Source organism: Micromonospora sp. NPDC005291 (genome assembly GCF_040607415.1).
Lineage (GTDB): Bacteria > Actinomycetota > Actinomycetes > Mycobacteriales > Micromonosporaceae > Micromonospora.
Genome location: NZ_JBEXGR010000001.1, coordinates 146,231 through 173,072, shown reverse-complemented (window position 1 = coordinate 173,072; position 26,842 = coordinate 146,231). Strand labels below are relative to the sequence as shown.

Sequence of the window (26,842 nt, the reverse complement as noted above, 5' to 3'; positions counted from 1 at the left end):
TCATGCCTCGAACCCTGCACCTCAACGCGTTCCTGATGGGCGTCGGCCACCACGAGGCCGCCTGGCGGCACCCCCGCACCGACCCGCGTCGGGTCACCGACGTGCGGCACTTCCAGGAGTTGGCCCGGATCGCCGAGCGCGGCACCCTCGACTCGCTGTTCCTCGCCGACGGCCTCTCGGTCGGGCCGAACCCCCGGCACAACATCCAGGCCGTCTTCGAACCGCTGACCCTGCTCGCGTCGCTCGCCGCGGTGACCGAACACATCGGTCTCATCGCGACGGTCTCCACCACCTACAACGAGCCGTTCCACACCGCCCGCAAATTCGCCTCGCTCGACCATCTCAGCGGCGGTCGGGCCGGCTGGAACATCGTCACCTCAGCCCAGGAACGGGAGGCGGCCAACTTCAACCGGGACAGCCACCCCGCGCACGCGGACCGGTACCGGCGGGCAGCCGAGTTCGTCGACGTCGCGATCAAGCTCTGGGACAGCTGGGAGGACGACGCGCTGGTCTTCGACACCGCCGCCGGGGTGTTCGCCGACACCGACCGGGTGCACGAGGTGGCGCACCGAGGGCCGGAGTTCCAGGTCCGGGGCCCGCTGAACATCCCCCGTGGGCCGCAGGGTCGACCGCTGCTGGTGCAGGCAGGGTCGTCGCCGGACGGGATCGCCTTCGCCGCCCGCTACGCCGAAGCGGTCTTCACCGCGCAGCAGACCCTCGCCGACGGCCAGGGTTTCTACGCCGAGCTGCGCCGGCAGGTCACCGCCGCCGGCCGGAACCCCGACCTGGTGAAGATCCTGCCCGGCCTCGCGCCGGTGATCGGCGGCACCGAGGCTGAGGCACAGGCGCTCGCCGCCGAGCTGGAGGAGCTGATCGTCCCCGACTACGCCCTCGCCCAGCTCTCCGGGATGCTCGGCATCGATCTGACCGGCCTGCCGCTGGACGGGCCGCTGCCGGAGCTGCCGGATGCTGGCACCGTGCAGGCCCACCAGAGCCGCTACCAGCTCGTCACCGAACTGGCCCGCCGGGAACGGCTCACCATCCGGCAGCTCATCGGCCGACTCGGCGGCGGTCGGGGGCACCGGGTGGTCGCCGGCACGCCCGAGCAGATCGCCGACCAGATCGAGCTGTGGTTCACCCAGGGCGCCGCCGACGGCTTCAACATCATGTCGCCACACCTGCCCGGCGGGCTCGCCGACTTCGTCGACCACGTGGTGCCGGTGCTGCGCGCCCGCGGGCTGTTCCGCACGGAGTACACCGGCCGGACCCTGCGCGAGCACTACGGCCTGCCCCGACCGGTCAGCGCGTACGCCGCGTCGGCCCTGGTGTCGGCGTGACCACCGTGGAGCGTCCGGCGGTGGACGCGGCCGAGCTGCGACCGGTGAGCCCGGACCTGTTCCGCGCTCTGCTGCGGCGGCAGGCCACCAGCGTCACCGTGGTCACCGCGGTCGCCCGCGCCACCGACCCCGCCTGCCTGGGCCGGATCGGCGCGCCGATCCGGGCCGGGTTCACCGCCACCTCGTTCACGTCGGTGTCGCTGGACCCGCCGCTCGTCTCGTTCTGCCTCGGGACGGCGTCGTCGAGCTGGCCGGTGCTGGCCCGCGCCGAGCACGTCGCGGTGCACCTGCTGGCAGCCGAGCAGCGGGAGGCCGCGACCGTCTTCGCCACCAGCGGCATCGACCGGTTCGCCGCGTACCCGGACTGGGCACCCGGCCCGTTCGGGGTGCCGTTGCTGACCGGAGTGCTGGCCCGGCTGCTCTGCCGGGTGGTCCACCGGGTGCCGGCCGGCGACCACACGCTGGTGATCGCCGAGCCGATGGCGCTCGGTGACGGCGGCGACGGCGCGCCTCTGGTGCACCACCGGGGTGGGTACACCACCGCGGTCCCGCCGGTGTCGGTGTGAGCGCACCGACCACGCCGGACCTGCTCGCGCTGGACCGGGCCGCCCAGGACCTGCTGTTCCGGGCGGCCCGCACGGCCAACACGTTCACCGACGAGCCGGTCACCGACGCCCAGGTCGCGGCGATCCACGACCTGATCCGGTACGGGCCGACCGCGCTCAACGGCCAGCCGCTGCGGGTGCTGCTGCTCCGTTCGCCGGAGTCCCGGGCGCGACTGCTGCCGTACGTCTCCAGCGGCAACCGGGCCAAGACGGCCAGCGCTCCGCTGACCGTGGTCCTCTCCGCCGATGTGGATTTCCACGAGCGGCTGCCCGAGCTGTACCCACACCGCCCGCAGGCCCGGGACTGGCTCGCGGACCCGACGGCGCGAGCCGAGCACGCCCGGTTCAACGCGACCCTGCAGATCGGCTACCTGATCGTGGGTGTCCGCGCGGCGGGGCTCGCGGCCGGCCCGATGGCGGGCTTCGACGCAGCGGGCGTCCAGCGGGAGTTCTTCCCCGACGGTCGCCACGAAGTGTTGCTCCTGCTCAACGTCGGGCGCGCCGGCCCGGAGGTGGGGCATCCACGCCTGCCCCGGCTGGACACCGGAGAGGTGATCCGCACCCACGACGCGGGGTGAACCTGACGGCGTGCCGTCGTGCCGCTGAGGGGTGCGCCTCGACACCGGACAACGGCACCGCCCCCGGTGCCAGCACAGGGCCGGCACCGGGGGCGGGACGTTCCGGGTCAGGCCCCCTTGACCCAGTCGAGGGTGAAGCGGGCGAAGAAGATGCCTCCGGTGCCGCCCACCTCGTACAGGTTGCCGATCGTCCCGTCGTTCAGCACGGCCATCGTGGAGTAGCCCGCGGCGCCCGGCTTGACCAGCGCACGAGCCGGCCAGCTGGCACCGTCGTCGGTGGAGAGCCGGACGGTGAGGTCGTTGCGCGCGGTCGGGGCCGCGTTGTTGCTGAACAGCGCCGTACGGGTGCGTACCGGCGCGCCGTTGGCACCCACCTCCGACGGGCGCAGGTAGGACACTTCGTCGGCATTGCAGAGCGGGTCGGTCAGCAGGGCGCTGGCCGTGGCCGTGCCGAACGTGGCGCCGCCGTCGGTGGACGTCGAGTAGAACCGGCTGCGCGTGCTGTTGTGCCGCATGTTCTGCACGATGGCTCCGGTGCCGCGCTCGATCGCCTTGCTCTCGTTGATGTTTCCACCGGCGGGTCCACCGCGCCGCCACGTCGTACCGTGGTCGTCGCTGTAGATGTTGCCGGTCTGGGTGAGGCCCGCCGCGTCGCGGTAGACGAACGGCTGGATCAGGCGCCCGGTGCTGCTCTGGATGCCGTGCCCGGAGGAGAAGAACGCCTGTTGCCACGTCGGGAGCTTGATCGTCGGGTTCAACTCCACCGGGGCGCTCCAGGTGGCGCCGTTGTCCCGGCTGGTGATGTATTGCAGGTGCATGCTGTTCGGGTCGTTGGCGGTGTTGAGACCGGAGGAGCCCGACCAGAAGCTGATGCCCGGCCTGGGGGAGTAGGTGTAGAAGCAGTAGACGACGCCGGTGTTGCGGTCCACCAGCAGGCTGGGGTCGCCCGCTCCCTCACTGATGGTGGCGGGGGCGTGGATGACACGCGGCTGCTCGAAGGTGCGACCACCGTTGGTGCTGCGGGTCATGGCGATCTGGATGTTGTTGGTGCCGCCACCCAGGTCGTACTGGCCGTTGACCCGGGCGTCGGCGACGGCGATGACGGTGCCGTTGTTGGTGACGGCCATGCCCGGGATGCGGACCGAGGCGGCGGTGCCGTCGTAGCGGCCGTTGGCGCCGTTGAGGTTGCGGATGACGGTCTGCGTGGTCAGAACCGTCGTGGCGTTCATCTGCGGAGTGCCGGCGGTCAGGCCGCACCCGGCGGTGCCTCGCAGGGTGGTGTCGAAACCGGGGGCGGTGACCCGCAGGGTGTACGCGGTGCCGGAGCCGACCGTCCAGTAGTGCAGGAAGTTGCCACCGGCGGCGATGCTGCGGGTCCACGGGGATCCGGTGCGCCCGGGCCACGTGACGGTGAAGTCCCGGGCGGTCGTGGTGCGGTTCTCCAGCGCGAGCTGTAGCCGGCCGGCCGTGCAGTCGTAGCTGGCCACCGCGGACATGCCGGTGCCGCAGTGGAAGATGCCGGCGGTGGTGTCGTCCAACCCGGTCGGGGTGGTCGTCCGCAGGGTGTACGCGGTGCCGGCCGGGAGGGTCCAGTACAGCTCGCTGCTGCTGCTGCCAGCGGCGACCGTTCGGGTCCAGGGGGAGTTGGTGCGCCCCGGCCAGGTGACGGTGAAGGTCTGTGCGGTGGTGCTGGCGTTGCTGAGCAGCAGGTTGAGCCGACCGGTCGTGCAGTCGGCGCTGGCGGTCGCGCTCACTCCGGCGGGGGCGGCGTGGGCTGGCGTGGCGGGCAGGATCGCGGCCACGCCGAGGACGGAGGCGACGACCGCTATCACTCGGCGCGGCAGTGCTCGGACAGGAGACACAGGATTCCTTCCGGGGACGGGGGTGGGGGGAACGGAGGAAATCGGCCATCAGACGTCGGATATCTGACGTCACGACGCTAAGGGGCGTCGCGCGGGTCGTCAATAGATCGACGGACGGACGCCTTCAGGAGCGCGCGGCTCCCCAGTGGACCCTCCGCGCCGCGCCCGCCCCCAGCGCGTCGATCTAGGGCATATCACCGTCCTGGAAGATCAACTCACGCTGATATGCCCTAGATCGGCGCGGCTGGGCGGGCGCGGCGGGCGCGGGTGGGTGGGGTGGGCGCGCGGGCGTGGTGGGCGCGGCGGGTTGTTGGGGACGCTGATCGATGGTGCTTAATTGGGCGCACATATTTACATCATGTTGCGTCGTCTGGCAGGCTCGGTCTACATCGACCATCTTCATCATCTCGGCGATCGGAACCGTCCTCGGCCCGCGACCGCCGCCGCCGATGCGTGTCCAAAGGAGACCCCATGGAACGGCGCCAACTCCTGACCCTCGGTGTGCTCAGCCCGTTCGCGGCGATGCTGGCATCGGGCGGCCCGGCCAGTGCCGCCGCCGCGGCGCAGACCTTCGGGTTCTCCGCCGATGGCAGCAACTTCCTGCTCGACGGCCAGCCGTTCCAGATCCGCAGCGGCGAGATGCATCCGGCCCGCATCCCGGTGCAGTACTGGCGCCACCGGATCCAGATGGCCAAGGCGATGGGCATGAACACGATCGCCATCTACGTGATGTGGAACCACGTCGAGGAACGCCCTGGTGTCTTCGACTTCACCACCGACCGGCGCGACATCGCCGGCTTCATCCGTCTGTGCCAGGCCGAAGGCATGTACGTGCTGCTGCGCCCCGGCCCCTACGTCTGCGGCGAATGGGACCTCGGTGGGCTGCCGCCGTACCTGCTGCGCAACCCGGGCATCAGGTTGCGGGTCCGCACCGCCGCCGACCCGAACTACATGGCGGCCGTCACGCGCTATGTCAACGCGCTCGCCGCGCTGGTCAAGCCGCTCATGGTGGCCAACGGAGGACCGATCCTGATGGTCCAGATCGAGAATGAGTACGGGTCGTACGGCAGCGACGTCGTCTACCTCGAGGAACTGCGACAGTTGTGGCTGCGGGCCGGGATCACCGGACCGTTCTACACCGAGGACGGCCTCGGTCAGGTGCAGGGCAACCGTACGGTCGTCAGCGGTGGCGCGATCGCGCTCAGCGGTGGCGATGCGGCGGCCATCGCCGCGGCCCGCCAGTCCTTCCCGACCGTTCCGGCCATGTCCGGCGAGCTCTACCCGGGCTGGTTGACCCACTGGGGCGACGGCGGCTTCGCCGGATCGAACACCGACATCTCCAGCCAGCTGCGGGGCCTGATGGCCGGCAGGCTGTCGTTCAACCTCTACATGATCCACGGCGGCACGAACTTCGGATACTCCGCGGGCGCGAACGCCGCCGACAACGGGTCCGGCTACCAGGCGGACATCACCACCTACGACTACGGCGCGCCGATCACCGAACAGGGCGGCCCGGCCCGCCTGTACCCCGCGTACCGCGAGATCATCGGCACGGCCCTCGGGGTGACGTTGCCGGCCGTACCGGCGCCGATCCCCACCATCGTGCGCACCGGCAGTCAGGCGGTGGTGCCCGCGCCGTACGCCTCGCTGTGGGACAACCTGCCGGCCGCGCTGCCGGCAGCGCAGACGGTCAATCCACAACCGATGGAGATGTACGGGCAGAACTCCGGCTTCATGCTCTACCGCCGGGTCCTGCCCGGCTACACGCGGGGCACGCTGGACATCAGGTCGGTGCGCGACTATGCGACGGTGTTCCTCGACGGCGTCTACCAGGGCGGCATGTCCCGGAGCAACCTCGCGGCGGCCTACACGACTCCGCTCGGCGTGACCGTGCAGGACGCGCCGCTGCCGTTGAAGACCTCGGCGAGTGGCAGCCCCACGCTCGACATCCTGGTCGAGGGCATGGGCCGGACGAACTACGGCCAGGCGCTGGTCGACCGCAAGGGCATCCTGGAACGGGTGTCGTTGGTTGACGCGGGCGCACTGACCGGCACGTTGACCGGATGGCAGACCCATCTGCTGCCCATCGACGAGGCGTTCGTGGCCGGGCTCCGGCCGGTGATCGGCAACAGCTCACGGCCCGGCATCTTCTTCAAGGCCACCGTGAATCTCACCCAGACCGGCGACACCTACCTCGACATGTCCCGGTGGACCAAGGGCGTGGTCTGGGTCAACGGGCGCAACCTCGGCCGCTACTGGAAGGTGGGGCCACAGCAGCGGCTCTACTGCCCGGCTCCGTGGCTCCGGGTCGGGGCCAACGAGATCGTCGTCTTCGACCTGCACCAGGTGCAGGCACAGCCGATTACCTTCGAGGCCACCCTGAGTGGGCAGGCGGGCGCCACCCGGTACAGCGTGGTCAACCGGGCCAGCGGCAAGGCCCTCGACGTACCGGGCTGGTCCCGGATCACCGGCGTGCAGCTGGTGCAGTGGAGCCCCAACGGCGGGGCCAACCAGAGGTGGCTGATGGCCGGCGCGGTGGGTGGCGTCACCACGATGACCAACGTCAACTCGAACCTGCTCGCGGACGTCGAGGGCGGCTCCACGGCGGACGGGGCGCGGGTCATCCAGTGGACCGCGACCGGCGGCGGCAACCAGCAGTGGCGGGTCGTCACCGTGACCGGCGACTTCGTGAAACTCGTCAACGTGCAGACCGGCAAGGTCCTCGCCGTGGCGGGCGGGGCGACCACCGACGGGGCCGCCATCGTGCAGCAGAGCGACACCGGCAGCGCCGCCCAGCACTGGCGGCTCACCCCGGCCTGACATCGGCGGCGATCCGCCGCGCTGATCTGATCGAATCGAGGTGGTGGAAGGCGTCCCCGGCGGCGGCAGAGGTCGACGTCCGCCGGGGGCGTTCTCGGCCACGGCGCGGTACGGACGTTGCATCGGAGATGCAAAGATGGCCGCATGGGCAGGCCGAGTGACCGGAGTGAGCCGTGAACCAGCACGAGCGGTGGCACCGGCTCCTGGAGATGGTCGCGGTCGAGGGCCAGCTCGACATCGAGTCCACCGCCCGTGAGCTGGGCGTGAGCACGGCGACCATCCGACGTGACTTCGACGAGCTCGCCACCCAGCAGTTGGTGACGCGTACCCGGGGCGGCGTCGTCGTCACCAACGTGTCCTACGACCTGCCGCTGCGCTACAAGGCGGTGCGGCAGGCATCGGAGAAGCAGCGGATCGCCGCTGCCGCCGTCGCGCTGATCCCACTGGGGAGCACGGTGGGGCTCAACGGAGGCACCACGACGACCGAAGTGGCTCGGGCCCTCGCGCTGCGCACCGACTCGAACGGGCAACTGTCGGCGGTCACCGTGGTGACCAACGCGCTGAACATCGCCCACGAACTCATCGTGCGGCCGCACATCCGGGTGGTGCTCACCGGCGGGACCGCCCGACCGCAGTCGTACGAGCTGATCGGCCGTATCGCCGAGACGATGCTCGCGTCCGTGGCGTTGGACGTGGTCGTGCTCGGGGTGGACGCGATCGACCACCAGCACGGCGCCAGCGCGCACAACGACGGCGAGGCGGCGATCAACCACGTCATGGTGACCAGCGCGGCGCGGACGATCGTGGTCGCGGACGCCTCGAAGCTGGGTCGCCGGAGCTTCAACCGGATCTGTCCGCTGGGCAACATCGACACCCTGATCACCGACAAGGCGGCGGACCCTGAACAGGTGAGCCTCGTCGAGCAGGCCGGGGTCAAGGTGGTCCAGGTCTGATCGCCAGCAACGGCAGAGAATCGCCTGCTACGTCAAGAAGACGGCGCCGACATCGAGGATGCCTGACCGCCGCTGACCCCTGGCCCGCCCGAGGTGCCGCCATGCGGGTCCTGGCTTGTCGTCTGGGACGACCTCTGCCGAAGAATCCCGCCGACGCCGGGAACCGGCAAAGATGGAACTCGATGCGAAATCGCCGCCAAATTCTTGCATCTTGAGTCAAGCGGGTGCAGCATTCGAGCCTATCGGCCTTCGTGAATGTCAAGAGTCGCATCGTCCCTCACCACACCGGGAGAAAACGATGATCTGGTCATCGCTGCCCGCGCATCGCCGCCGCACCGCCGTCCGGGCTGCCATCGTGGTCCTCATCCTGCTCGCCGCGATGCTGCTCGCCGTCCCCGCCCAGGCGAGCACCCCGGGACGCGCGACCGGCCTCACGCGGGCCGGGAACACGTACACCGTCGCCACCAGCACGGCCGCCCGTATCCGGCTCACGCTGGTACGCGCCGACATCTTCCGCGTCTGGGTCGCACCGGACGGCGCGTTCACCGAACCGGCCGCGAACGAGATCACCGTGCGGACCGACTTCGGCGGGGTCGCCAGCACGTCGACTGACGACGGCGCGACCTTCCGCATCACCACCGCGGCGCTGGTCATCCGAATCAACAAGAACCCCCTGACGATGCAGGCCTACCGCCCGGACGGGCGGCCGATCTGGCGGGAGTCGCAACCGCTGGACTGGTCCGCAGGCCGTACCACGCAGCGCCTGGCGCGCGACGCGGACGAGCAGTTCTACGGCACCGGCCTGCGCCTGGGGGAGTGGGCGCTGCGCGACAAGACGGTGCCGATCGCCGTGGACAACCGGTGGCGGGAGAACACGAACGCGAGCCCGGCGCCCTTCTACCTGTCCACCAACGGCTACGGCGTCCTGCGCAACACGTGGGCGGCCGGCTCGTACGGCTTCACCGACCCGGTGACCACCACGCACAACGAGGAGCGCTTCGACGCGTACTACTTCGTGGGTGATTCGCTCAAGGCGGTGCTCGGGGCGTACACCGACGTGACCGGCAAGCCGTTCCTGAGCCCGATGTGGGGCCTCGAACTCGGCAACGCGGACTGCTTCAACGCATCCAATCCGGCCTACCAGGGCGACCACAACCGGGCCGGGCACCAGCGGACACCCGACGTGCTGTCGTACGCCCGGGAAGCCCGAGCCAAGGACATGCCCTCCGGGTGGTTCCTGCCCAACGACGGGTATGGCTGCGGCTATACCGAACTGCCGTCGACCGTGGCTGGCGCCAAGGCGCTTGGCTTCCAGACCGGCCTGTGGACCTCCACCGGGCTGGGAGCCATCGACGCGGAGGTCGGCACCGCCGGCAGCCGGGGCGTGAAGACGGACGTCGCCTGGGTCGGCGGCGGGTACCGTGACGCGTTCCGTGGTGTCCAGCAGGCGGTGGACGGCATCGAGCGCAACTCCGACGCGCGGCGCTACGTGTGGACCGTCGACGGCTGGGCCGGCACCCAGCGCAACGCCGTCGTCTGGACCGGTGACACATACGGGCAGTGGGACGACATGCGGTGGACCGTGCCGGCCGTCGCCGGCGCGGGGTTGTCCGGCTTCAACTACGCCACCGGCGACGTCGACGGAATCTTCGGCGGCAGCCCGAACACCTACGTGCGGGACCTGCAGTGGAAGTCGTTCACGCCGGCGTTCATGACGATGTCGGGCTGGGGCGCGACCAATCCGGCACCCGGCTACCAGGACAAGCAGCCCTGGCGCTACGCCGAGCCGTACCTGTCGATCAACCGCCGGTACCTGCAACTGAAGATGCGGCTGATGCCGTACCACTACACGATGAGCCGCGTGGCCAGCGTGACCGGCGTGCCGGCGACCCGGGCCCTGGTGCTGGAGTATCCCAACGACCCGGTCGCGCGCGGCAACGCCACGGCGGGGGAGTTCATGGCGGGTGACGCCTTCCTCGTGGCGCCGGTGGTCTCCGACACCGAGTTGCGCGACGGCATCTACCTGCCGGCCGGCACCTGGACCGACTACTGGACCGGGCGGGTCTATCAGGGCCCGCTCACGCTGAACGGGTACGCGGCACCGCTCGATCGGCTGCCGCTGTTCGTCCGGGGCGGTTCCATCGTGCCGATGTGGCCGCAGATGAACCACACCGGCGAGAAGCGGGTCTCCACGCTCACCTACGACCTGTATCCGCGTGGCACGTCGAGCTTCACGCTCTACGAGGACGACGGCATCACCCGCGCCTACCGTGACGGGGCCTATGCCACCCAACAGGTCAGGATGGCGGCGCCGGCATCCGGCACCGGAACGGTCACCGTGGACGTGGGCGCCTCCACCGGCACGTACGCCGGTAAGCCGTCGTCGCGCTCCTACGAGTTCACCGTGCACCTGGCGGCTGCGCCGCGAGCGGTGACCGTTGCCGGTCAGACGCTGCCGTCGCTGAGCACGCGTGCCGCCTACGACTCGGCGAGCAGCGGGTGGTTCTACGCGGACGGGGTCCTGCGGATCAAGGCCGGGTCGCGGAACACCGCTTTCCAGACCCGGATCGACGGCGCCGTGCTGCCGGTCGCCGGCACCAGCACGACGCCGCCGCCGATCCCGCGTGGCAACTGGCGACTCGTGTACGCCGACAGCGAGGAGACCGGCGCGGAGAACGGCGCCGCCACCAACGCCTTCGACGGCAATCCGGCCACCTTCTGGCACACCGCCTGGTCGTCCACCGCCGCACCCCTGCCGCACGAGATCCAGATCGATCTGGGCGCCACCTACCAGGTCGATGGACTGCGGTACCTGCCACGGCAGGACGGCGGAGTGAACGGCCGGATCGGCCGCTACGAGGTGTACGTCTCGGACAGCCTGATCAACTGGGGCACTCCGGTGGCGTCGGGGACGTTCGCCGACTCGGCAACACAGAAGGTGGTGCCGTTCAGCGCTGCCCGCAGCGGCCGGTACGTGCGTCTGCGGGCACTGAGCGAGGCCGGTGCCCGGGGGCCGTGGACGACGATGGCCGACCTGGCGATCACCGGAACCGCGACGCCTTCGGCGTCCGGGAGCTGACCCCAGGAGGCCGTGGCCCGTCGGACAGGGCCGAAGTCCTGTCCGACGGGCCACCACCACGCCCCGAGACCGGGAACGGTGGGGTGCTGACTAGGACAACGACCACTGCTGACGGGTCGCGCCGCTGGCGGTCCGCTGGATGACGTCCGCGCCGTTGTCCGTGATCGTTCCGTCGAGATCGAGCGCCCGAGCGCTGTTCCGGTTCGTGATGGTGACATGCGTGCCGACCCGCGTGATGCGCCACTGCTGGTTGGTCGACCCGGTGTACGTCCACTGGATCACGTCGGCGCCGTCCGCGGTCGAGTTGCCGGCCACGTCGAGGGCGCGGCCGCTACGACGGTTGACGATGCGGTAGTACCCGTCCCCGACCGCGACGATCGACCACTTCTGATGCAGGCCACCGTTGTCGGCCCACTGGACGGCATCGCCGCCGTCACCTGGCGCGGCGACCGCGACCTCCATGACCTTCCCGCTGGCCCGGTTCGTGATCGTGTAGTTCGCGTTCGGATCGAACGAGCCGTTCAGGGCGTCGAGTTCCTTCAGGCTGAAACGGGTGGTCATGATGTACGGGTAGCTCGTGTCCTGCGGGTCGAAGTATCCGTAGGAGGTGAGCACGAACGTCCCGTCGGGAAGCACGACGTTGCCCGCGTAGCCGGTGTCGCCGCTCTTGACCGAGGGCGTGAAGTCCTCCAGCAGCCGGACCCGGTACTGGCCCTCGCGGGAGTTGACCAGGTCGTCGTAGGTGCCGACCCAGGCCACCCAGTCGCCGGCCATCCACGCGCCGGTGTTGCTCACGCTGTTCCGGATGATGTCGCGGAAGGTGATGACGAGCCGGCCGGAGGCCGGGTCGTACGTCGCGGCGTGACGCTCGCCCATCAGGGCGCCCTGCATCTCGCGCGGCTCGGTCCAGGTGGTGCCCTCGTCATTGGAGAACGCGACCATGGCGTTCGTGCGCTTGTGCTGCGCTCGGGCGAGCAGTGCGAGCTGGCGACCGTCGGGCGAGCGGATGATCTCGATCTCGCAGAGGCCCGCGTACTTCTCGATGGTGTTGTGCGCCGAGAGGAGCCGGGTCGGCGTGCTCCAGACGGCGTTGCCGCTGGCGTCGAAGGTCAGGTACGTCTTCCAGTTGTTGTAGCCGCCGTCGTGGAAGATGCCCATGTAGCGGAAGTCCCAGGACCCGTCGGCCTTCTTCAGACGGACCAGGGTGGCGTGGGCGACCCATCCGTTGTAGCCGGAGTCGGCGAAGTGGTGGGTGAACTCCGACCAGGACCGGCCGTTGTCGTCGGAGTACGCGGTCTTGAACCCGCCCGGACTCGCCGGAAGGCCGCTGACCAACAGCAGTCGGGTCGCCCCGGACGGCTTCACCACCTTGTAGAGGGTGGGGGTCTCCTTGCTGGTGGCCCAGGTCGCCGGCGTGGGGAGCCGACCCGTCCAGGTACGGCCACCGTCGTCGCTGCGCTTCAGGACGATCGGGCCGGTGCCGTGGCCCTGGGGGTAGACGGCGAACATCGTGCGTCCGTCGTCGAGCAGGACCGTGTCGGGGTGCCCGAGGTACTGCCCGGCCTGGCGGTCGGTGAGCACCTGGCGGCGCGTGTCGTCCTTCAGGTCCAGGAACGGGATGGTGTAGTCGATGCGCATGCTGAGGTCACTGATCTCACCCGCCGTGAGCGTCGTGCCGTAGACGCGCACGTAGTCGAGGTCACCGCTGTAGTGCCACTGGGCTCCCTGCGCGTCGACGTTGCGGCCGACCCACATCCCGTTGAGGTCTCGGACGTTCGCGAAGAACCTGGTGGAGGGGTGTGTGGCGCGCACCGTGCCATCGACGTAGAGGCGGGTGCCCTCGGCTCCGACGGTCAGGATGGCGGTGTGCCAGACGCCGTCGTTGTAGGGGCCGCCGGTGGACGTGACCTGGGTGGCGTACGCCCCGTTCTCCCGGTTCTCGAAGTACACCGATCCGCCGTTGAGGGAGAACGACAGGTTGCTGGACTCGTCGGCGGTGTGCGACGCGCTGAAGAAGCTCTTCGCGACGGCGGTGCTCGTGGACCGGAACCGGACCGCGATCGCCCCCTGGGTCAGGTTCGCCACGCCGGGCAGGTCACCGGACTTGTCGAGAAAGGTGCTGCTGCCGTTGAACGCCTGGTTGACCGGATAGTTCAGCGTCGCGGTGGCTGCGGCGTGCCCGGCGGACGCCGGCATCAGCAGGCCCAGCAGAAGCATCAGCGCGGCTGTTGCGGCGGTGCCGGCACGGGCCGTCGGGCGGCGGCGTGCCCGGGACCGGATGCTCATCGGGTGATGGTCCATTGCTGATCGGTACCTCCACGGTAGGTCGACTGGACGGCGGCGGCGCCGTCACTGGTCGCGGCACTGGCCACGGTGAGAGCCTTGCCGGAACTCCTGTTGATGATCTTGTAGTGCGTTCCGACCGGGATGACGCTCCACAGCTGGTTCGCGCCGCCGTGGTACGTCCACTGGACGACGTTCGCCCCGTCGGCCGTGGACGAGCCGGACACGTCCAGCGCCTTGCCGCTGCTGCGGTTGACGATGCGGTGGTAGCCGCCGCCGGCCTCGGTGAGAATCCAGCGCTGATGCGCCGCGCCGTTGCTCGACCACTGGATGGCGCCACCGCCGTCCCCACTGCCGGCCGGCACCTCCAGGACCTTGCTGCTGTTGCGGTTGACGACGCGGTACTCCGTCGACGGGTCGAACACGGCGGTCGGGGTCGCCGCCGCGGACACCTCGACCTTGTCCGCCGTGACCGCGGTCCCGGACGAGCTGGCGTTCCTGGTGTTCAGCACCCGCACCCGTAGGACGTGCGCGCCCTGCGGGAGCTGTCCACTGCTGAAGACCATCGCCTGGTCGACCCGGGTGGCGGCGTACAGGTCGACCACCGTCTCCGGGCCGCCGTCGATCGAGACGGCCGCCCGCCCGTGGTTCGCGGCCCTGGCGGCGAAGAGCTTGATCTTGTTGCCGGTGAATCGCACCTGGTAGGCGCTGTCGAGCGTGCTGCTGTAGTGGTCGTCGCGCTGGAACTGCTGGGTGCCGTTGGCCCCGTACTGCCAGGTGCCCGAGTAGCTGAACTGGTTGTCGCCGGTCCCGGTGGTGGTGTCGTTGACCTGGATCACGCTCGGCACGCCCGGGGCATCCCCGACAGCGTCCACGCGGGCGAAGAACGCCTCAGCCGTGCTCGACCGTGGGCCGCCCCACAGGCGCTCCGCGAGAACCTCGGTCGGCCGTTTGGCGTACTGGTCGAACCACTCGTCCGTCTGGTGTTCCATCGCGTCCGACCAGCGGGCCATCTGGTAGCCGTTGACCTTGGCGTTCGGGTCCGGAACCCAGCTCTCGTAGACGTTCTTCGAGTTGACGTAGAGGTTCAGGCCGGGAGTCACGTACAACGTGCTCTCCGGAACGCCGACCACCGTGTAGCCCAGGTTGTAGAAGTAGTTCAACGAACCGGTGTACGGCGTGAGGACGATGCTGGTCGACGGCTTGATGCTCGTCTGCTGGCCGTTCGTCTCCCACCAGTTCCAGAGCTGGGCGGTCTTGCCGTACGACCGCACCTTGTCGTTCATCAGGTTCATGAACTCGGTGAAGACGTCACCGGCGTACGGGAAGCCCCGCGCCTGCGCGTAGCTGACCAGCTCCGGGCAGCTGTTCTTGGCGGTGTCGTTCTGGTACTCGTCGCCGCCGATGTGGAAGTAGGGGCCGTCGAACAGCGGCACGAACTCCGACAGCAGGTTCATGACGAACGTCCGGGCGGAGTCCTTGGTCAGGTTGAGCGTCCAGCCGCCGTTCGACCCACCGGGCCAGGGCGCGTAGTCCATCGACGGGCAGGTGAACCGCATCGTCGGGTCGTACGTCGTCATCGTGGTGGCGTGCCCCGGCAGGTCGATCTCGGGAACGATGGTGATGTGGTACCGCTTGGCGACGTCCTGCAACCGGCGCAGGTCGGCCTTGCTGTAGGACTGTGCCGAGGCCAGACCGGGGTACCGGTCGCTGCGCAGACGGAAGCCGTTCCATTCGGTGAGGTGCAGGCGCAGGGTGTTCAGGCGCAGCCACGCCATGCGGCGGAGCAGGTTCTCCAGGTAGTCCATCTCGTAGAAGTGCCGGCCGACGTCGAGCATCACCCCCCTGTCCCGGACCTGCGGGTAGTCCCGGATCGTTCCCGCCGGGACGGTGGTCGCCGTCGTGCTCTGCTTGATCATTTGCAGGAGGGTCTGGGTGCCGTAGTACACGCCGGCCGCCGCGTTCCCACGGACCACGATGGTCGAGCCGGCCGTCAGCAGATATCCCTGGTCCCCGATGCCGGCGTCGGTGCTGGACAGGGTGAGCAGGATGTCGCCGGTCGCCGGCGCCGCCGACGAGATGACCGGTACGTCGACACCGCTGATCGAGCCGAGATCGACGCGTAGCGACGTCGCCGCCGACGACAACTGGACGGCATGGGCAGGGTCAACCAGGAGCCGGGAGCCCGGGGTCAGGGTCCAGGTCCCGGTCCCACCGGTCCACTCCCGGACACTGGGCGCGACCTGGGGCACCGGGTTGGCCGCGTGCGCCGCCGACGGAACCTGGAGCCCCACGCCGGCCAGCAGGGAGGCGAGTACGAGAACAAGAAGCCGCTTGCGGGATGAGAACACGGTCGCGTACCTCCGATCGTTCAGAGCGGTAGGAGATCCCTGACGTTGCCCTGCAACAGGGGCAGGTTTCCGCTGTTGGCCTGCGTGCCCAGCAGGTGCACCGGAGTGGTGCCGGTGCAGCTGACGGTGAGATTGGACAGGGTGCAACCGGACACCATCCAGCGGGTGCCCAGCAGGTTCGTGGCGCGGATGTCGCTGTACCAGAGGGTGTTGCCGGTGAAGGTCGGTGGCAGGACGCCGTCGATGACCACACCGGTGCCGGGATTGCGACTGACTCCACCGATGGGGAAGGGCAGCGCGGTGCTCCATCGCACGGGGCCGCCGCCGTTGCAGTGGTTGATGGTGTTGCCGGTCAGGCTGCCGTGCCCCCAGTTGTCACTGGCGAGCGTCCCGTACGGACTGGTCTGTGCGAACGAGTAGTAGGCGCCGTAACACCCGACGACGACGTTGCCGTTGATCGTCCAATTCCCGGACGAGTTCCAGATCGCGAGTCGGCACGACGTGAAGCTGTTCGCGGTCAACTGCGAGTATTCGCTGCGGTCCGCCAACGAGACACCGAAGTAGCAGCGGTGGAAGGCATTGCCGCTCACCTTGAGCCGGTAGCCGAAGTAGTCGTCGGCTGTCGACCCGGTTACCGCCAGGCCCGCGCCGCGCCAGTTCGTGAAGTCGCAGTCCAGGATCCGGACGCCGGTACTGCGGCTGATTCGGATGCCCACGTGCGCGAACTGCGGCGCTGAGTCGACCGGGCTGGCCTGGCGCCCAAGAAAGTGGACGCCGCTGATGGTGACGTTGCTGCGGCCCACTATGGACAGCGCGCCGGTCTGGTCGTTGGAGACGGTGACCGTCGCGCCGTTGCCGACGATGAGGCAGCGATCGGGGAGGGCGACGGGAGCCGACAGGGTGTACGTGGCGCCGGGTGCGAGCTGCACCTGAGGTGTGCGGGCGAGGACGGCGTTCCAGTCGTCGGTGACGGCGAGGACCGGGAGGGACGTTGAGGCGATCGCGGCGTCGGCCCGGCCGGGCGGCACGACGGCGGCGAGGGCACCGGCGGCACCTGCCACAGCGACCGCGCGGCGGGGGATTCGTGTGGTCATACTCGTCCTTCGGACAGCGGGGGGATTGTCCTACGTCAGATGTCGGACGAACTTACGAGCCTTATCGATGCTCGTCAAGAGACCGCCGTAGGCGCCGCTGATCCCGTGCGGCCGTTGGAGATCCAGCGCTGTCGACGTACCCCTCTGCAACTTCCTGCAATGTAGGCCCGGTGCGGACGCGCTGCGCGTCGGCTCGCTGACGGGCTCCGACACCTGGCCGTACCGCGCAGATTCCCGCGCCTGCCGTGCCTCTCGCTCGAAGCCAGGACTTCGGGGCTGGTGTGGTGGGGAGCTTGACGGCGGTGGTGCCACATCCTAGGGTCTGCAACATCCTGATTGATTCTGGCGTTCGGATGTCACGAAAGATCATGCAGGCTCGTGTGGCCGGCATCTTCCGGAAGAGGCGGATATGGATCGACATCTGTCGCCAGAGGCCCGGGCGCGGGGTGACCTGGTCATCTCGGTGGCGCTCAATCCGGCCCTGGACATCACCTACACCGTGCCCGAACTGGTGCCGGACACGTCGCACCGGGTCACGAGCGTGGTCTCCCGTGCCGGGGGCAAGGGCCTGAACGTCGCCCGGGTGCTGCGTCAACTGGGGGCCGAGAGCATGGTCCTGGGCCTGCTCGGCGGCGCCGTCGGCGACCACATCGAAGCCGAGCTGGCGGCGGCCGGCATGCCGGCGCAGTTCACCCGCATCGGCGGCGAGACCCGCCGGACGGTGACCGTCCTCGCGCAGGGCACGGCGACGGTCCTCAACGAACCCGGCCCGCACGTCACCGCGGCGCAGTGGGCGGCTTTCCGAGACACGTTCGCGGAGCGGGTCCGGGCAGCGCGGGTGGTGGTGCTGTCCGGCAGCCGGCCGCCGGGCGTGCCCGAGACCGCGTACGCCGAACTCGTCACCATCGCGCGGGCCGGTGGAGCCGAGACCATCGTGGACGCTGAGGGTGCCGCGTTGCTGCACGCGCTGGCCGCGGCGCCGGCGCTGGCGAAACCGAACGCCCACGAGGCGGCGGATCTGCTCGGCCGCCCGGTACGCACCCGTGACGACGCCGTGGCGGTGGCGCACCGGCTCGTCCGACTCGGCGCCAGCGCCGGCGTCGTCTCCCGTGGCGAGGACGGGTTCGTGGCGGTTACCGGCGGGTCCGCCTACAGCGCCCGCGCGCCCGAAAGGGTGTCCGGCAACCCGACCGGCGCCGGCGACGCCCTCGCGGCCGTGCTCGCGTACGGGCTCGTCACTCGCGCGCCGTGGCGGGACGTCCTCGCCCGAGGCGCCGCCGTCTCGGCTGCCGCCGTCGCCTGCCCGTGGGCGGGCGAGTACGACGACGACGTGGCTTCCCGGCTGCTGGCCGGAACCAAAGTGGAAACACTGGAAGAGCACCGCACCGACAGAGAGCAGGAACCGTGTCGCACGTCGCCTCAGAGATAGCCACCCAACCAGAGACCTGGCGTCGCGCCGTGGACCTGGTCGCCCAGCCGGGCGTGGCGCGGGCCCTGCCCCAGCCCGGTGAACGGGTCGCCGTCGTGGGCTGCGGCACCTCGTACTTCATGGCGCAGAGTTTCGCGGCGCTGCGGGAGTCGGCGGGCCAGGGGGAGACCGACGCCTTCGCCGCCTCGGAATTCCCCGCCGGGCGGCGCTACGACCGCGTCATCGCCATCACCCGCTCCGGCACCACCACCGAGGTGATCCGGCTCCTTGAGCACCTGCCGCCCGGCAGCCGTTCGACCGTTTTGACGACCGACGCCGACCGCCCGGTGAACCGGCTCGTGACCGACTGCGTCGTCCTCGACTTCGCCGACGAGCAGTCGGTGGTGCAGACGCGCTTCGCCACGACCGCGCTCGCCGTCTGGCGTGCCGGTCTCGGGCAGGACCTGACCGAGGCGATCAGTCAGGCGCGGGCCCAGCTGAGCACGCCACTCGACCCGGCCGTGGTCGGCCGGGACCAGTTCACCTTCCTCGGCACCGGCTGGACCGTGGGACTGGCGCACGAGGCGGCCCTCAAGCTGCGGGAAGCGGCACAGGTGTGGGCCGAGTCGTACCCGGCGATGGAGTTCCGGCACGGTCCGATCAGCGTGGTGGACCACCGGTCCGTGGTCTGGATCTTCGGGCCGGTGGTGCCCGGCCTCCTCGACGATCTGGCCGACACCGGCGCGATCGTGGTCCACGAGGACGTCGACGCCATGGCGCACCTCACCACCGCGCAGCGGCTCGCGGTCGAGCTTGCGGTCCGTCGCGGCCTGCATCCGGACCAGCCCCGGCTGCTCACCCGGTCCGTCGTCCTGACCGCGCCGGTCGCCTGATGACCCTCGTCCCCACCGCCGACCTGGTGGCGGCGGCCCGGGCCGCCGGTACCGGCGTGCTCGCGTTCAACGTGATCACAATCGAGTACGCCCAGGCGATCGCCGCCGCGGCGCAGCGTGCCGGTCGGCCGGCGATCCTGCAGATCAGCCAGAACGCTGCGCGCTACCACTCCGGCGTGTCGGCCATTGCCGCGGCGACGGCCGAAATCGCCTGGAAGTCCAGCGCGAACCTGTCGCTGCACCTGGACCACGTCGACGACATCAGCCTGCTGGAGCAGGCGCCCGACGCCGGCTTCAGCTCCGTGATGGTCGACGCGTCCGCGCTGGCGTACGCCGCCAACGTGGCCACCACCCGCAAGGCGACCGACTGGGCACACGACCACCGGCTGTGGGTGGAGGCGGAACTCGGCTACGTCGGCGGTAAACCGGACGCCCCGGCGAGCGCCCACACCGCCGGTGTCCGTACCGACCCGTCCGAGGCCGCCCGGTACGTCGCCGAGACCGGCGTCGACGCGCTGGCCGTCGCGGTGGGCAGTTCCCACGCGATGGCCGACCGCACCGCCTCGCTGGATCTCGACCTGGTGGCGGCCATCCGCGACGCCGTACCCGTGCCCCTGGTCCTGCACGGTTCCTCCGGGGTGCCGCTGGAGCAGATCCGCGCGGCGGTCGGTCGTGGCATGGTGAAGATCAACGTCGGTACGGCTCTCAACGTGGCGTTCACCGACGCGGTCCGTGCCGCCGTGCCGGAATCCCGCGACCCGCGCCGGTATCTGGCGGCGGGACGGGACGCGGTGACCGGGGTTGTCGAGCGGCTGCTCACGCTCCTGCCCGAGGCACCGTAGCCAGCCGCCGCACTGTCCGGACGGGGTGCTGGTCCTACGCCGCACTGTCCGGCCGGGGGCGCTGGCCCTATGTCGTGGGAAGGGCCGGCAGAGGGTCGGACATGTTGAGTCGCAGGGCCGCCGCGACGGCACCCAGCGCACCGCCCTCGTCGCCGAACTGGGCGGTCACGACGTCCAGGCGACGCGTGTGTCGCGGGATCGCCAGCTGGCCGATCGTCGCCCGGACCGGTTCGAGCACCGCGTCGCCGGCGTGAGCGAGGGTGCCGCCGATGGCGACCTTGCCCGGGTCCAACTGCACCACCATTCCTGACAGCACTCGGCCGAGCAGTGTCGCGGCGTGCCGCACCACGTCCACGACGGGCGGCTCGCCGGCACGCGCCCGCGCGACCAGATCGGCCGGGTCCGCGACGGTCACACCACGGCGGGCGCACTGCTCGATGAGCGCCGACGGGCGGATCAGCAGCTCCAGGCAGCCGCGGCCACCGCACGGACAGGGGTCGCCATCGGGTTCGACGCTGACGTGGCCGATCTCGCCGGCGGCGCCGTTAGCGCCGCGGGCGAGCCGGCCGTCGACGATGAGCCCACCGCCCACGCCGTCACTCCACCGGACGTAGATGGCGTCCCGCACGTCGCGGGTGGCTCCCCAGGTGCCTTCGGCCAGCGCGGCCAGCCGGGAGTTGTTGTCGGTGACGACGGCGACGCCGTACCGGTCCTGGATTCGCGTGCTGACCTGCTTCGCGGCCATTGAAGGGCTGCTGCCGCCGGCCGGACGACCCCGGCCCGCGACCAGGCCCGGCAGGCCGAGGCCGATCGCCTCCAGAGCGCGCAGGTCGATGTCGTGCTCCTGCACGAGGTCGTCGATCAGCTTGATCGCCGCGTTGGCGCGGCGGGCCGGGCCCGCCGCCAGCGCGACGGGGCGGCTGCCACGGGCCAGGATGTCGTGGCCCAGGGTGGCGACGATGACGGTGATCGTCGCGCGGCCGAGGTCGATGCCGACGATCCGGCCGGCGGACGGGTTGAGGCTGACGGTGGTGGACGGCCGGCCCCGGCCCCGGTGGCCGGACAGCGCCGGCTCGCGCTCGACGACCACACCGCGGGCGATGAGGTCGCCGATGATGTCGAACAGCGTGGTGCGCGACAGCCCGGTCAGCCGGATGAGGTCGGCCCGGCTGAGCGGGCCCGCGCTGCGGAGCTGGGCCAGCAGGGCCTCGGTGTGCGCGAGCCGCACGCGTTGCATGGCATCCGGGCGTTCGATCACGGCACCATCATGACCGATACCTGCTTTCGCATGTCGTCGCGGCAGCGTACGGCCCGGTAGCCGCCGCCGTCACCGGGCGAGGCGACGGCGGCGGCCGTCGGTCAGGCGGCCCGGACGGTGACGGTCAGCGCCGCCTGGACGGGGGCCAGTCCGGCCGAGCGCACCGACAGCATCCCGGTGTATGTTCCCGCGGTGCCGAACGTGCGTCGGGACACCACGGTGAACGCGCTGTTGACCTGCATCGCCGGGATGCTCGGCTCGCGTGTGGCGGTCGGTGCCAACGACTCCACCCGTCCGTCACTCCAGGTGACCGTGGCCGCCAGGTCGGTGGAGCGGAGTCCGGGGGCGGTGACCGTCCAGTTCGCGCCAGCCGGTACGCCGACGGCGACGGCGACTGACCGGCCGATCGCCTGCTTGCGCCACGCCACGTCGGCCGTTGGGAAGAAGTTGACGCCCTGGACCGTCAACCGGCCTCCGGCGACGGAGAGACGGGTGGTGAAGTCGGCGTAGCTGCGCTGCGCCTGCGGCGTCCAGCCCACCTCGGCGGTGGCGATGAGGCGCGGAAAGCTGTAGTACTGCGCCTGGCCGACGCGGCGGATGAACTCGCCCCAGAGTGCCGACTCGACCCCGAGCACGCTGGTCTCGGCGATGTTCGGGATGAAGGTGCCCGGGTCCCAGTTGTAGTGCCGGTCCAGCCCACACGGCCCGCCGCAGGCCCAGGTGCCGCCGAGTGGCTGGCGGGAGTCCTGCTTCTGCGGTACGTACGTGTGGGGGGCGGGGGAGAGGACGACCTGGGCGCCGCGACCGGTCACCGCGTTGGCCACCGCCGTGCGGTCGCCGTTCCAGTACTGCACGACGGCCTTGTTCTGCGGCAGCGCCGTGCCGGCGTACTCGTTCCAGCCGACCACCGTCTTGCCGAGCGAGGCGACCGTCGCGCTGAAGGCGTTCACCATCGTGGTGTAGTTGGCATGGCTGGTGACGTGGGCCTCGTCGGCGCCGATGTGCAGGTACGGCCCCGGGGTCATGGCGGCGATCTGGGTCAGCACCTGCGTGACGAACTCGTACGTCGCCGTGCTGGCGGAGTCGAACGTCGAGTACCCGACGTTGCCGGTGCCGTTGGCCGGGGCGGTCTGCTGCCCGGCGACCGGCTTGGGCTGGGCGCCGGTCGTGTTCAACTGGGGGATGGCGTGCAGCGCCGCGTTGGTGTGCCCCGGCATGTCGATCTCCGGTACGACGGTCATGCCGTTCAGGCCGGCGTAGCGGACGATCTCGGCGTAGTCAGCCTTGGTGTAGAAGCCGGTGACACCCAACTCGGTGCCCATCAGCTGACCGTTGTCGTTGTAGGTCATGGCGGTGCGGCCGCTGACCGTGGTGAGCAGGCCGTAGTTGATGCTCGCCGGGTTGCTCGCCGGGTTGTCGATGGCGATCCGCCAGCCCTGGTCGTCGGTCAGGTGCAGGTGCAGACGATTGATCTTGTATTGGGCCGCGCCGTCGATGTACGCCTTGATCTCGCTCATCGGGTAGAAGCTGCGGGCGACGTCGAGCATCATGCCCCGGTGGGCGAACCGTGGATAGTCGGTGATGGTGACCGTCGGCACCGTCCAGGCGGCGCCGACGACGGTGTCGGACTCCACCCACTGGGGGAGGAGCTGCCGCAGCGTCTGCACACCGTTGAGCGCGCCGTTGGCCGTGTCGGCACTGATCTGGACCTTTGCGGTGGTGACGACGAGCCGGTACCCCTCGGCGGTCTGCCCGACGGGGCCCTTGCCGGGGCCGACCTCGACGACGACGGGCGCGGGCGCGGTGCTCTGGGTGACCACCGGCAGGGCATATCCGGTGGCGGGGCGTAGCAGGCCGGCGAGGTAGGTCGCGGGCGCGGTCGCCTGCGACCCGACGGCGACGATGGGCGTGCTCCGGTTCAGGGTGTACGGCGTGCCGCCGTTCTCCGTGATCGACACCGGTTTGGGCAGCAGGCCCAGTGTGGGCGCGGGTGCCGGCGCCGTGTCGTTCCAGATCTCGAACTCGGAGATCGAGTAGCCGTAGCCGGCCCACCGCCGGTGCCCCTGCATCCGCACGTGGGACACCGGCTGCGACGAGTTCACCGCGATGACGTCCGTGCGAGGGCAGGTGTCGCGCTGGACGCGGGTGACGTCGGTCCAGGTGGTGCCGTTGGCCGAGGTCTGCAGGGTGAAGTCACGGGCGCAGGCGTTGGGCCAGCTCAGTACGACGTGGTCGACCGTCGAGGGGGATGCCAGCCGGACCTGCACCCAGTTGTCGTCCTGGTACTTCGACGACCACCGGGTGTTGCGGTCACCGTCGTTGACGTGCGCGGCGACGAAGTCGGCGCGGTCGAGTTCGACGCTCGACGCGGTGGCGGTGCCGGTCCGGGCCAGGTTCACCGGCGCCGCGGCGGCCACGGCCGGCGTGCCGGACGGGACCGGTGCGCCGAGCGTCGCGGCGATCACCACGGCGACGTGTGCCGCGATCAGGCGGCGTCTCGGTCGGGTGGTGGGGCGGGAGCGCGGAATCGACATGGGACTCCTTCGTCCGTCGCCCGGATCGCCGGGCGGCTGGGGTGGCTCGGTACGCCGAAGTCTGTCCAAGCTCTTCAATTCAGTCAATGGGTTGCACATTAATCGGCCGCCCGGCGCGCAGGAGTCGGCAAGGGGTGGGCGTTGTCGCCGTCGAGCAGTCGCCCCTAGGCTGTCGACTCCAGACATCCGACGTCTTACAACGCGAAGCGGCGCGCTCAGCTCGGCCATTTTAGTCCGGAGGGTTGACAGGATTCGTCGAGTCGCCAAAGATTCGCTTACCTTGAGCCGCCTGCCGGGAAAGGGGCACCCCCAATGTCCGACCTGGTCTACGGAGGACCACCGTGCCGATAGACGTCCAACCGCCCCGGACACGTGGGCCGGAAACCACCCGTGCGGCGTCGCCGCCGCGCCGCGCCGTACCGCTGCTGGTGTGGAACGTGATCGCCGTCGTGCTCGGCCTCGGCATCTGGACCGTTCTCGCCCGGGTCGGGGTGTCGGGCCTTCCCGGGCCGAAGGCGGTCGCCATCCGCGCCGGTGAACTCGCGATGGACGGCACCCTGCTCGACGACAGCCTCGCCAGCCTGCGCCGGGTGCTCATCGGGTTCGCGCTCGGCAGTGCCCTCGCGGTGCCGGTCGGCTTCCTCATGGGCTGGTACCGCACCGCCCGCGGCCTGATCGAGCCCTACGTGCAGTTCTTCCGCACGATCCCGCCCCTGGCCGTCATCCCCCTGGCCATCCTGCTCATGGGCATCGGGGAGACCCCGAAGATCTTCGTCATCTTCCTCGCCGCGTTCCTGTCCTGCGTCGTGTCGACGTTCCAGGGCGTGGTGAGCGTCGACACCACCATGATCAACGCTGCCCGGGTGCTCGGTGCCAACGACGCCGTGGTGTTCCGCCGGGTCATCGTTCCGGCCTCCACCCCGTTCATCCTGGTCGGCATGCGCGTCGGCCTCGGCGCGGCGTGGGCGACCCTGGTGGCCGCCGAGCTGATCGCCGCGCAGGAAGGCCTCGGCTACCGGATGCAGCAGGCGCAGATCTACTACGACCTGCCGAGCATCTTCGTCGGCCTCATCACCATCGGCGTGCTCGGCCTGATCATGGACCGGCTCCTGCTCACCGTAGGAAAGCGCCTCACCGGATGGCAGGAAGGCCGATGACCGAGAAGATCTCCTTCCGCTCCACCACCCGCACCTTCGAGGTGGGCGGCAAGCCGTTCCACGCGCTGCAGAACGTCGACCTGGACATCGCCGACCGTGAGTTCGTCACCGTGGTCGGCCCGTCCGGCTGCGGCAAGTCGACCCTGATGAACATCGCGGCCGGCCTGATCGAACCCACCGGCGGTGAGGTGCTCGTCGACTCGCGGCCGGTGCGGGGGCCCGGCCCGGAGCGCGGCGTCATCTTTCAGCAGTACGCCCTCTTCCCCTGGCTGACCGTGCGCCAGAACGTCGAGTTCGGTCTCCGGATCGCCAAGGTCGGGCGGGTCGAGCGGCGACGACGGGCGCAGCACTTCATCGACCTCGTGGGCCTCACCGACTTCGCGGACGCGCTGCCCCGGATGCTGTCCGGTGGCATGCGGCAGAGGTGCGCCATCGCCCGCGCGTACGCCGTCGACCCCGGCGTCCTGCTCATGGACGAACCCTTCGGCGCCCTCGACGCCCTCACCCGGGTGCAGATGCAGGATCAACTGCTGGCCACCTGGGGCTCCGAGCGACGGACCGTCCTGTTCATCACCCACGACGTCGACGAGGCCGTCTACCTCGCCAACCGGGTCGTCGTCATGGCGGCCAGGCCAGGCCGGGTGCACGAGGTCATCGACGTCGACCTGCCGTACCCGCGTACCGAAGCCGTCCGCCTCTCGCCGGAATTCTCCCGGATCCGTAATCGGGTCTGGCGCGCTGTCTACCACCAGACCCCTCAGGAAGGTGCATCGCTATGAGCCCTCTCTCCCGTCGCGCCGTGCTCGCCGGTCTCGCCGGCCTCGGCGCCACCGCAGCCCTCGCCGCCTGCGGCGACGACGACCAGTCCGGATCCGGCGGCTCCGGCAGCCAGCCGGTGAAGCTGGGCTACATTGCCGACTTCACCGGCGCGAGCCTCATGGCGATCGCCGACGACAAGAAGCTGTGGGCCCAGCACGGCCTCAAGCCGGACCTGAAGGTCTTCACCAACGGGCCCCTGCAGGTGCAGGCCCTCGGCGCGGGCGACCTCGACTTCGGCTACCTGGGCCCGGGCGCTCTGTGGCTGCCGGCCTCCGGCAAGGCCCGGGTCATCGCCATCAACTCGCTCGGTTTCGCCGACCGGCTCATCGCCCAGCCGGGCATCACGTCCGTCGCCGCGCTCAAGGGCAAGAAGATCGGCGTGCCGGAGGGCACCTCCGGCGACATGATCGTGCGGCTGGCCCTGAAGCGCGCCGGGCTCTCCATCGACGACGTGCAGAAGGTCGCGATGGACCCCAGCACGGTGGTCACCGCGTTCGGGTCGGGTCAGATCGACGCGGCCGGCATCTGGTACCCGCTCATCGGCACCATCCAGAAGCGGGTGCCGAAGCTGGCGGAGCTGGCCAAGAACGACGACTTCTACCCGGAGATCAGCTTCCCGTCCGCCTATGTCGGGCGCAACGACGTGGTGACCGGCAAGCCGGAACTGGTCAAGAAGGTGCTCGCGGTGCTGCGTGCCGCCAACGACGAGCGGGCGGCCGACGTGGACCGGGCGGTCGAGGTCACCGCGAAGTTCCTCAAGTCGGCCCCGGTCGACCAACTGCGCGCCGAGGCCACCAACGCCCGGTTCCTGCCGTCGGCGGAACTTGCCGCCAAGTCGCAGGACGGCACCGTCGCGGGCTGGCTCACCAGCCTCAACGGCCTCTTCAAGGACCTGGGCAAGCTGCCGAACGTGGTCGACCCCAGCACCTACTACGACGCCGCCGCGTACGCGTCCTGAGCCCAGTCGCG

18 protein-coding genes are annotated in these 26,842 nt (G+C 70.2%); 12 read left to right on the top strand and 6 right to left on the bottom strand.

Annotated features, from left to right (window positions below):
- Positions 1–2: 2 nt before the first annotated feature.
- Genes ABZT18_RS00700 through ABZT18_RS00690 form a run of 3 tightly spaced genes read left to right on the top strand, consistent with a single transcriptional unit; the run spans position 3 to position 2,520 of the window.
- Positions 3–1,337, top strand: coding sequence for an LLM class flavin-dependent oxidoreductase (locus tag ABZT18_RS00700; RefSeq protein ID WP_354993459.1), 1,335 nt, complete (start codon positions 3–5; stop codon positions 1,335–1,337).
- The gene (locus ABZT18_RS00695; protein WP_354993460.1) at positions 1,334–1,903 is read left to right on the top strand and encodes a flavin reductase family protein; all 570 of its coding nucleotides are present in this window, start codon (positions 1,334–1,336) and stop codon (positions 1,901–1,903) included. Before ABZT18_RS00700 ends, ABZT18_RS00695 begins: the two co-directional genes overlap by 4 nt.
- The gene (locus ABZT18_RS00690) at positions 1,900–2,520 is read left to right on the top strand and encodes a malonic semialdehyde reductase (RefSeq protein WP_354993461.1); all 621 of its coding nucleotides are present in this window, start codon (positions 1,900–1,902) and stop codon (positions 2,518–2,520) included. Before ABZT18_RS00695 ends, ABZT18_RS00690 begins: the two co-directional genes overlap by 4 nt.
- A 107-nt stretch (positions 2,521–2,627) precedes the next feature.
- On the opposite strand, the gene ABZT18_RS00685 is transcribed toward ABZT18_RS00690, so the two are convergent.
- A complete protein-coding gene (locus tag ABZT18_RS00685; protein ID WP_354993462.1) occupies positions 2,628–4,382 on the bottom strand; it encodes an exo-alpha-sialidase in 1,755 nt (584 codons plus the stop codon).
- Positions 4,383–4,853: 471 nt separating this feature from the next.
- Between ABZT18_RS00685 and ABZT18_RS00680 the strand changes: the two genes are divergently transcribed.
- The 3 genes from ABZT18_RS00680 to ABZT18_RS00670 all read left to right on the top strand — a co-directional run bounded on the left by ABZT18_RS00680 (position 4,854) and on the right by ABZT18_RS00670 (position 11,234).
- A complete protein-coding gene (locus tag ABZT18_RS00680) occupies positions 4,854–7,202 on the top strand; it encodes a beta-galactosidase (RefSeq protein WP_354993463.1) in 2,349 nt (782 codons plus the stop codon).
- 173 nt (positions 7,203–7,375) lie between these two features.
- Positions 7,376–8,155, top strand: a complete 780-nt coding sequence (locus tag ABZT18_RS00675; protein ID WP_354993464.1) for a DeoR/GlpR family DNA-binding transcription regulator — start codon at positions 7,376–7,378, stop codon at positions 8,153–8,155.
- Between the two features lie 298 nt (positions 8,156–8,453).
- Positions 8,454–11,234, top strand: a complete 2,781-nt coding sequence (locus ABZT18_RS00670; RefSeq protein WP_354993465.1) for a discoidin domain-containing protein — start codon at positions 8,454–8,456, stop codon at positions 11,232–11,234.
- A gap of 90 nt (positions 11,235–11,324) precedes the next feature.
- Here ABZT18_RS00670 and ABZT18_RS00665 read toward each other — a convergent pair whose 3' ends face one another.
- The 3 genes from ABZT18_RS00665 to ABZT18_RS00655 are packed head-to-tail and all read right to left on the bottom strand — an operon-like array spanning position 11,325 to position 16,962.
- Positions 11,325–13,520, bottom strand: coding sequence for an RICIN domain-containing protein (locus tag ABZT18_RS00665; RefSeq protein ID WP_354993466.1), 2,196 nt, complete (start codon positions 13,518–13,520; stop codon positions 11,325–11,327).
- Entirely contained in the window at positions 13,517–15,868 is a 2,352-nt protein-coding gene (locus ABZT18_RS00660; RefSeq protein ID WP_354993467.1) for a family 20 glycosylhydrolase, read from the bottom strand. Before ABZT18_RS00660 ends, ABZT18_RS00665 begins: the two co-directional genes overlap by 4 nt.
- 20 nt (positions 15,869–15,888) lie before the next feature.
- A complete protein-coding gene (locus ABZT18_RS00655; RefSeq protein ID WP_354993468.1) occupies positions 15,889–16,962 on the bottom strand; it encodes a right-handed parallel beta-helix repeat-containing protein in 1,074 nt (357 codons plus the stop codon).
- Positions 16,963–17,371: 409 nt separating this feature from the next.
- On the opposite strand from ABZT18_RS00655, the gene ABZT18_RS00650 reads away from it, so the two are divergent.
- The 3 genes from ABZT18_RS00650 to ABZT18_RS00640 are packed head-to-tail and all read left to right on the top strand — an operon-like array spanning position 17,372 to position 20,105.
- Positions 17,372–18,391: a 1-phosphofructokinase family hexose kinase gene (locus ABZT18_RS00650; protein WP_354993469.1), complete on the top strand. Its 1,020-nt coding sequence runs from the start codon at positions 17,372–17,374 to the stop codon at positions 18,389–18,391.
- Positions 18,367–19,263: an SIS domain-containing protein gene (locus ABZT18_RS00645; protein WP_354993470.1), complete on the top strand. Its 897-nt coding sequence runs from the start codon at positions 18,367–18,369 to the stop codon at positions 19,261–19,263. Before ABZT18_RS00650 ends, ABZT18_RS00645 begins: the two co-directional genes overlap by 25 nt.
- On the top strand, positions 19,263–20,105 hold the full coding sequence (locus tag ABZT18_RS00640; RefSeq protein WP_354993471.1) for a class II fructose-bisphosphate aldolase: 843 nt from the start codon (positions 19,263–19,265) through the stop codon (positions 20,103–20,105). Before ABZT18_RS00645 ends, ABZT18_RS00640 begins: the two co-directional genes overlap by 1 nt.
- Positions 20,106–20,172: 67 nt before the next feature.
- On the opposite strand, the gene ABZT18_RS00635 is transcribed toward ABZT18_RS00640, so the two are convergent.
- The gene (locus ABZT18_RS00635) at positions 20,173–21,363 is read right to left on the bottom strand and encodes an ROK family transcriptional regulator (protein WP_354993472.1); all 1,191 of its coding nucleotides are present in this window, start codon (positions 21,361–21,363) and stop codon (positions 20,173–20,175) included.
- A 101-nt stretch (positions 21,364–21,464) separates the two neighbouring features.
- Positions 21,465–23,897: a family 20 glycosylhydrolase gene (locus ABZT18_RS00630; RefSeq protein WP_354993473.1), complete on the bottom strand. Its 2,433-nt coding sequence runs from the start codon at positions 23,895–23,897 to the stop codon at positions 21,465–21,467.
- 341 nt (positions 23,898–24,238) lie between these two features.
- On the opposite strand from ABZT18_RS00630, the gene ABZT18_RS00625 reads away from it, so the two are divergent.
- The 3 genes from ABZT18_RS00625 to ABZT18_RS00615 are packed head-to-tail and all read left to right on the top strand — an operon-like array spanning position 24,239 to position 26,831.
- Positions 24,239–25,054 carry an ABC transporter permease gene (locus tag ABZT18_RS00625; protein WP_354993474.1) on the top strand — a complete coding sequence of 272 codons (816 nt, stop codon included), beginning with the start codon at positions 24,239–24,241 and terminating at the stop codon, positions 25,052–25,054.
- Complete coding sequence (locus ABZT18_RS00620) at positions 25,051–25,833, top strand: ABC transporter ATP-binding protein (protein WP_354993475.1); 783 nt, start codon at positions 25,051–25,053, stop codon at positions 25,831–25,833. Before ABZT18_RS00625 ends, ABZT18_RS00620 begins: the two co-directional genes overlap by 4 nt.
- Positions 25,830–26,831, top strand: coding sequence for an aliphatic sulfonate ABC transporter substrate-binding protein (locus ABZT18_RS00615; RefSeq protein WP_354993476.1), 1,002 nt, complete (start codon positions 25,830–25,832; stop codon positions 26,829–26,831). Before ABZT18_RS00620 ends, ABZT18_RS00615 begins: the two co-directional genes overlap by 4 nt.
- Positions 26,832–26,842: the final 11 nt, after the last annotated feature.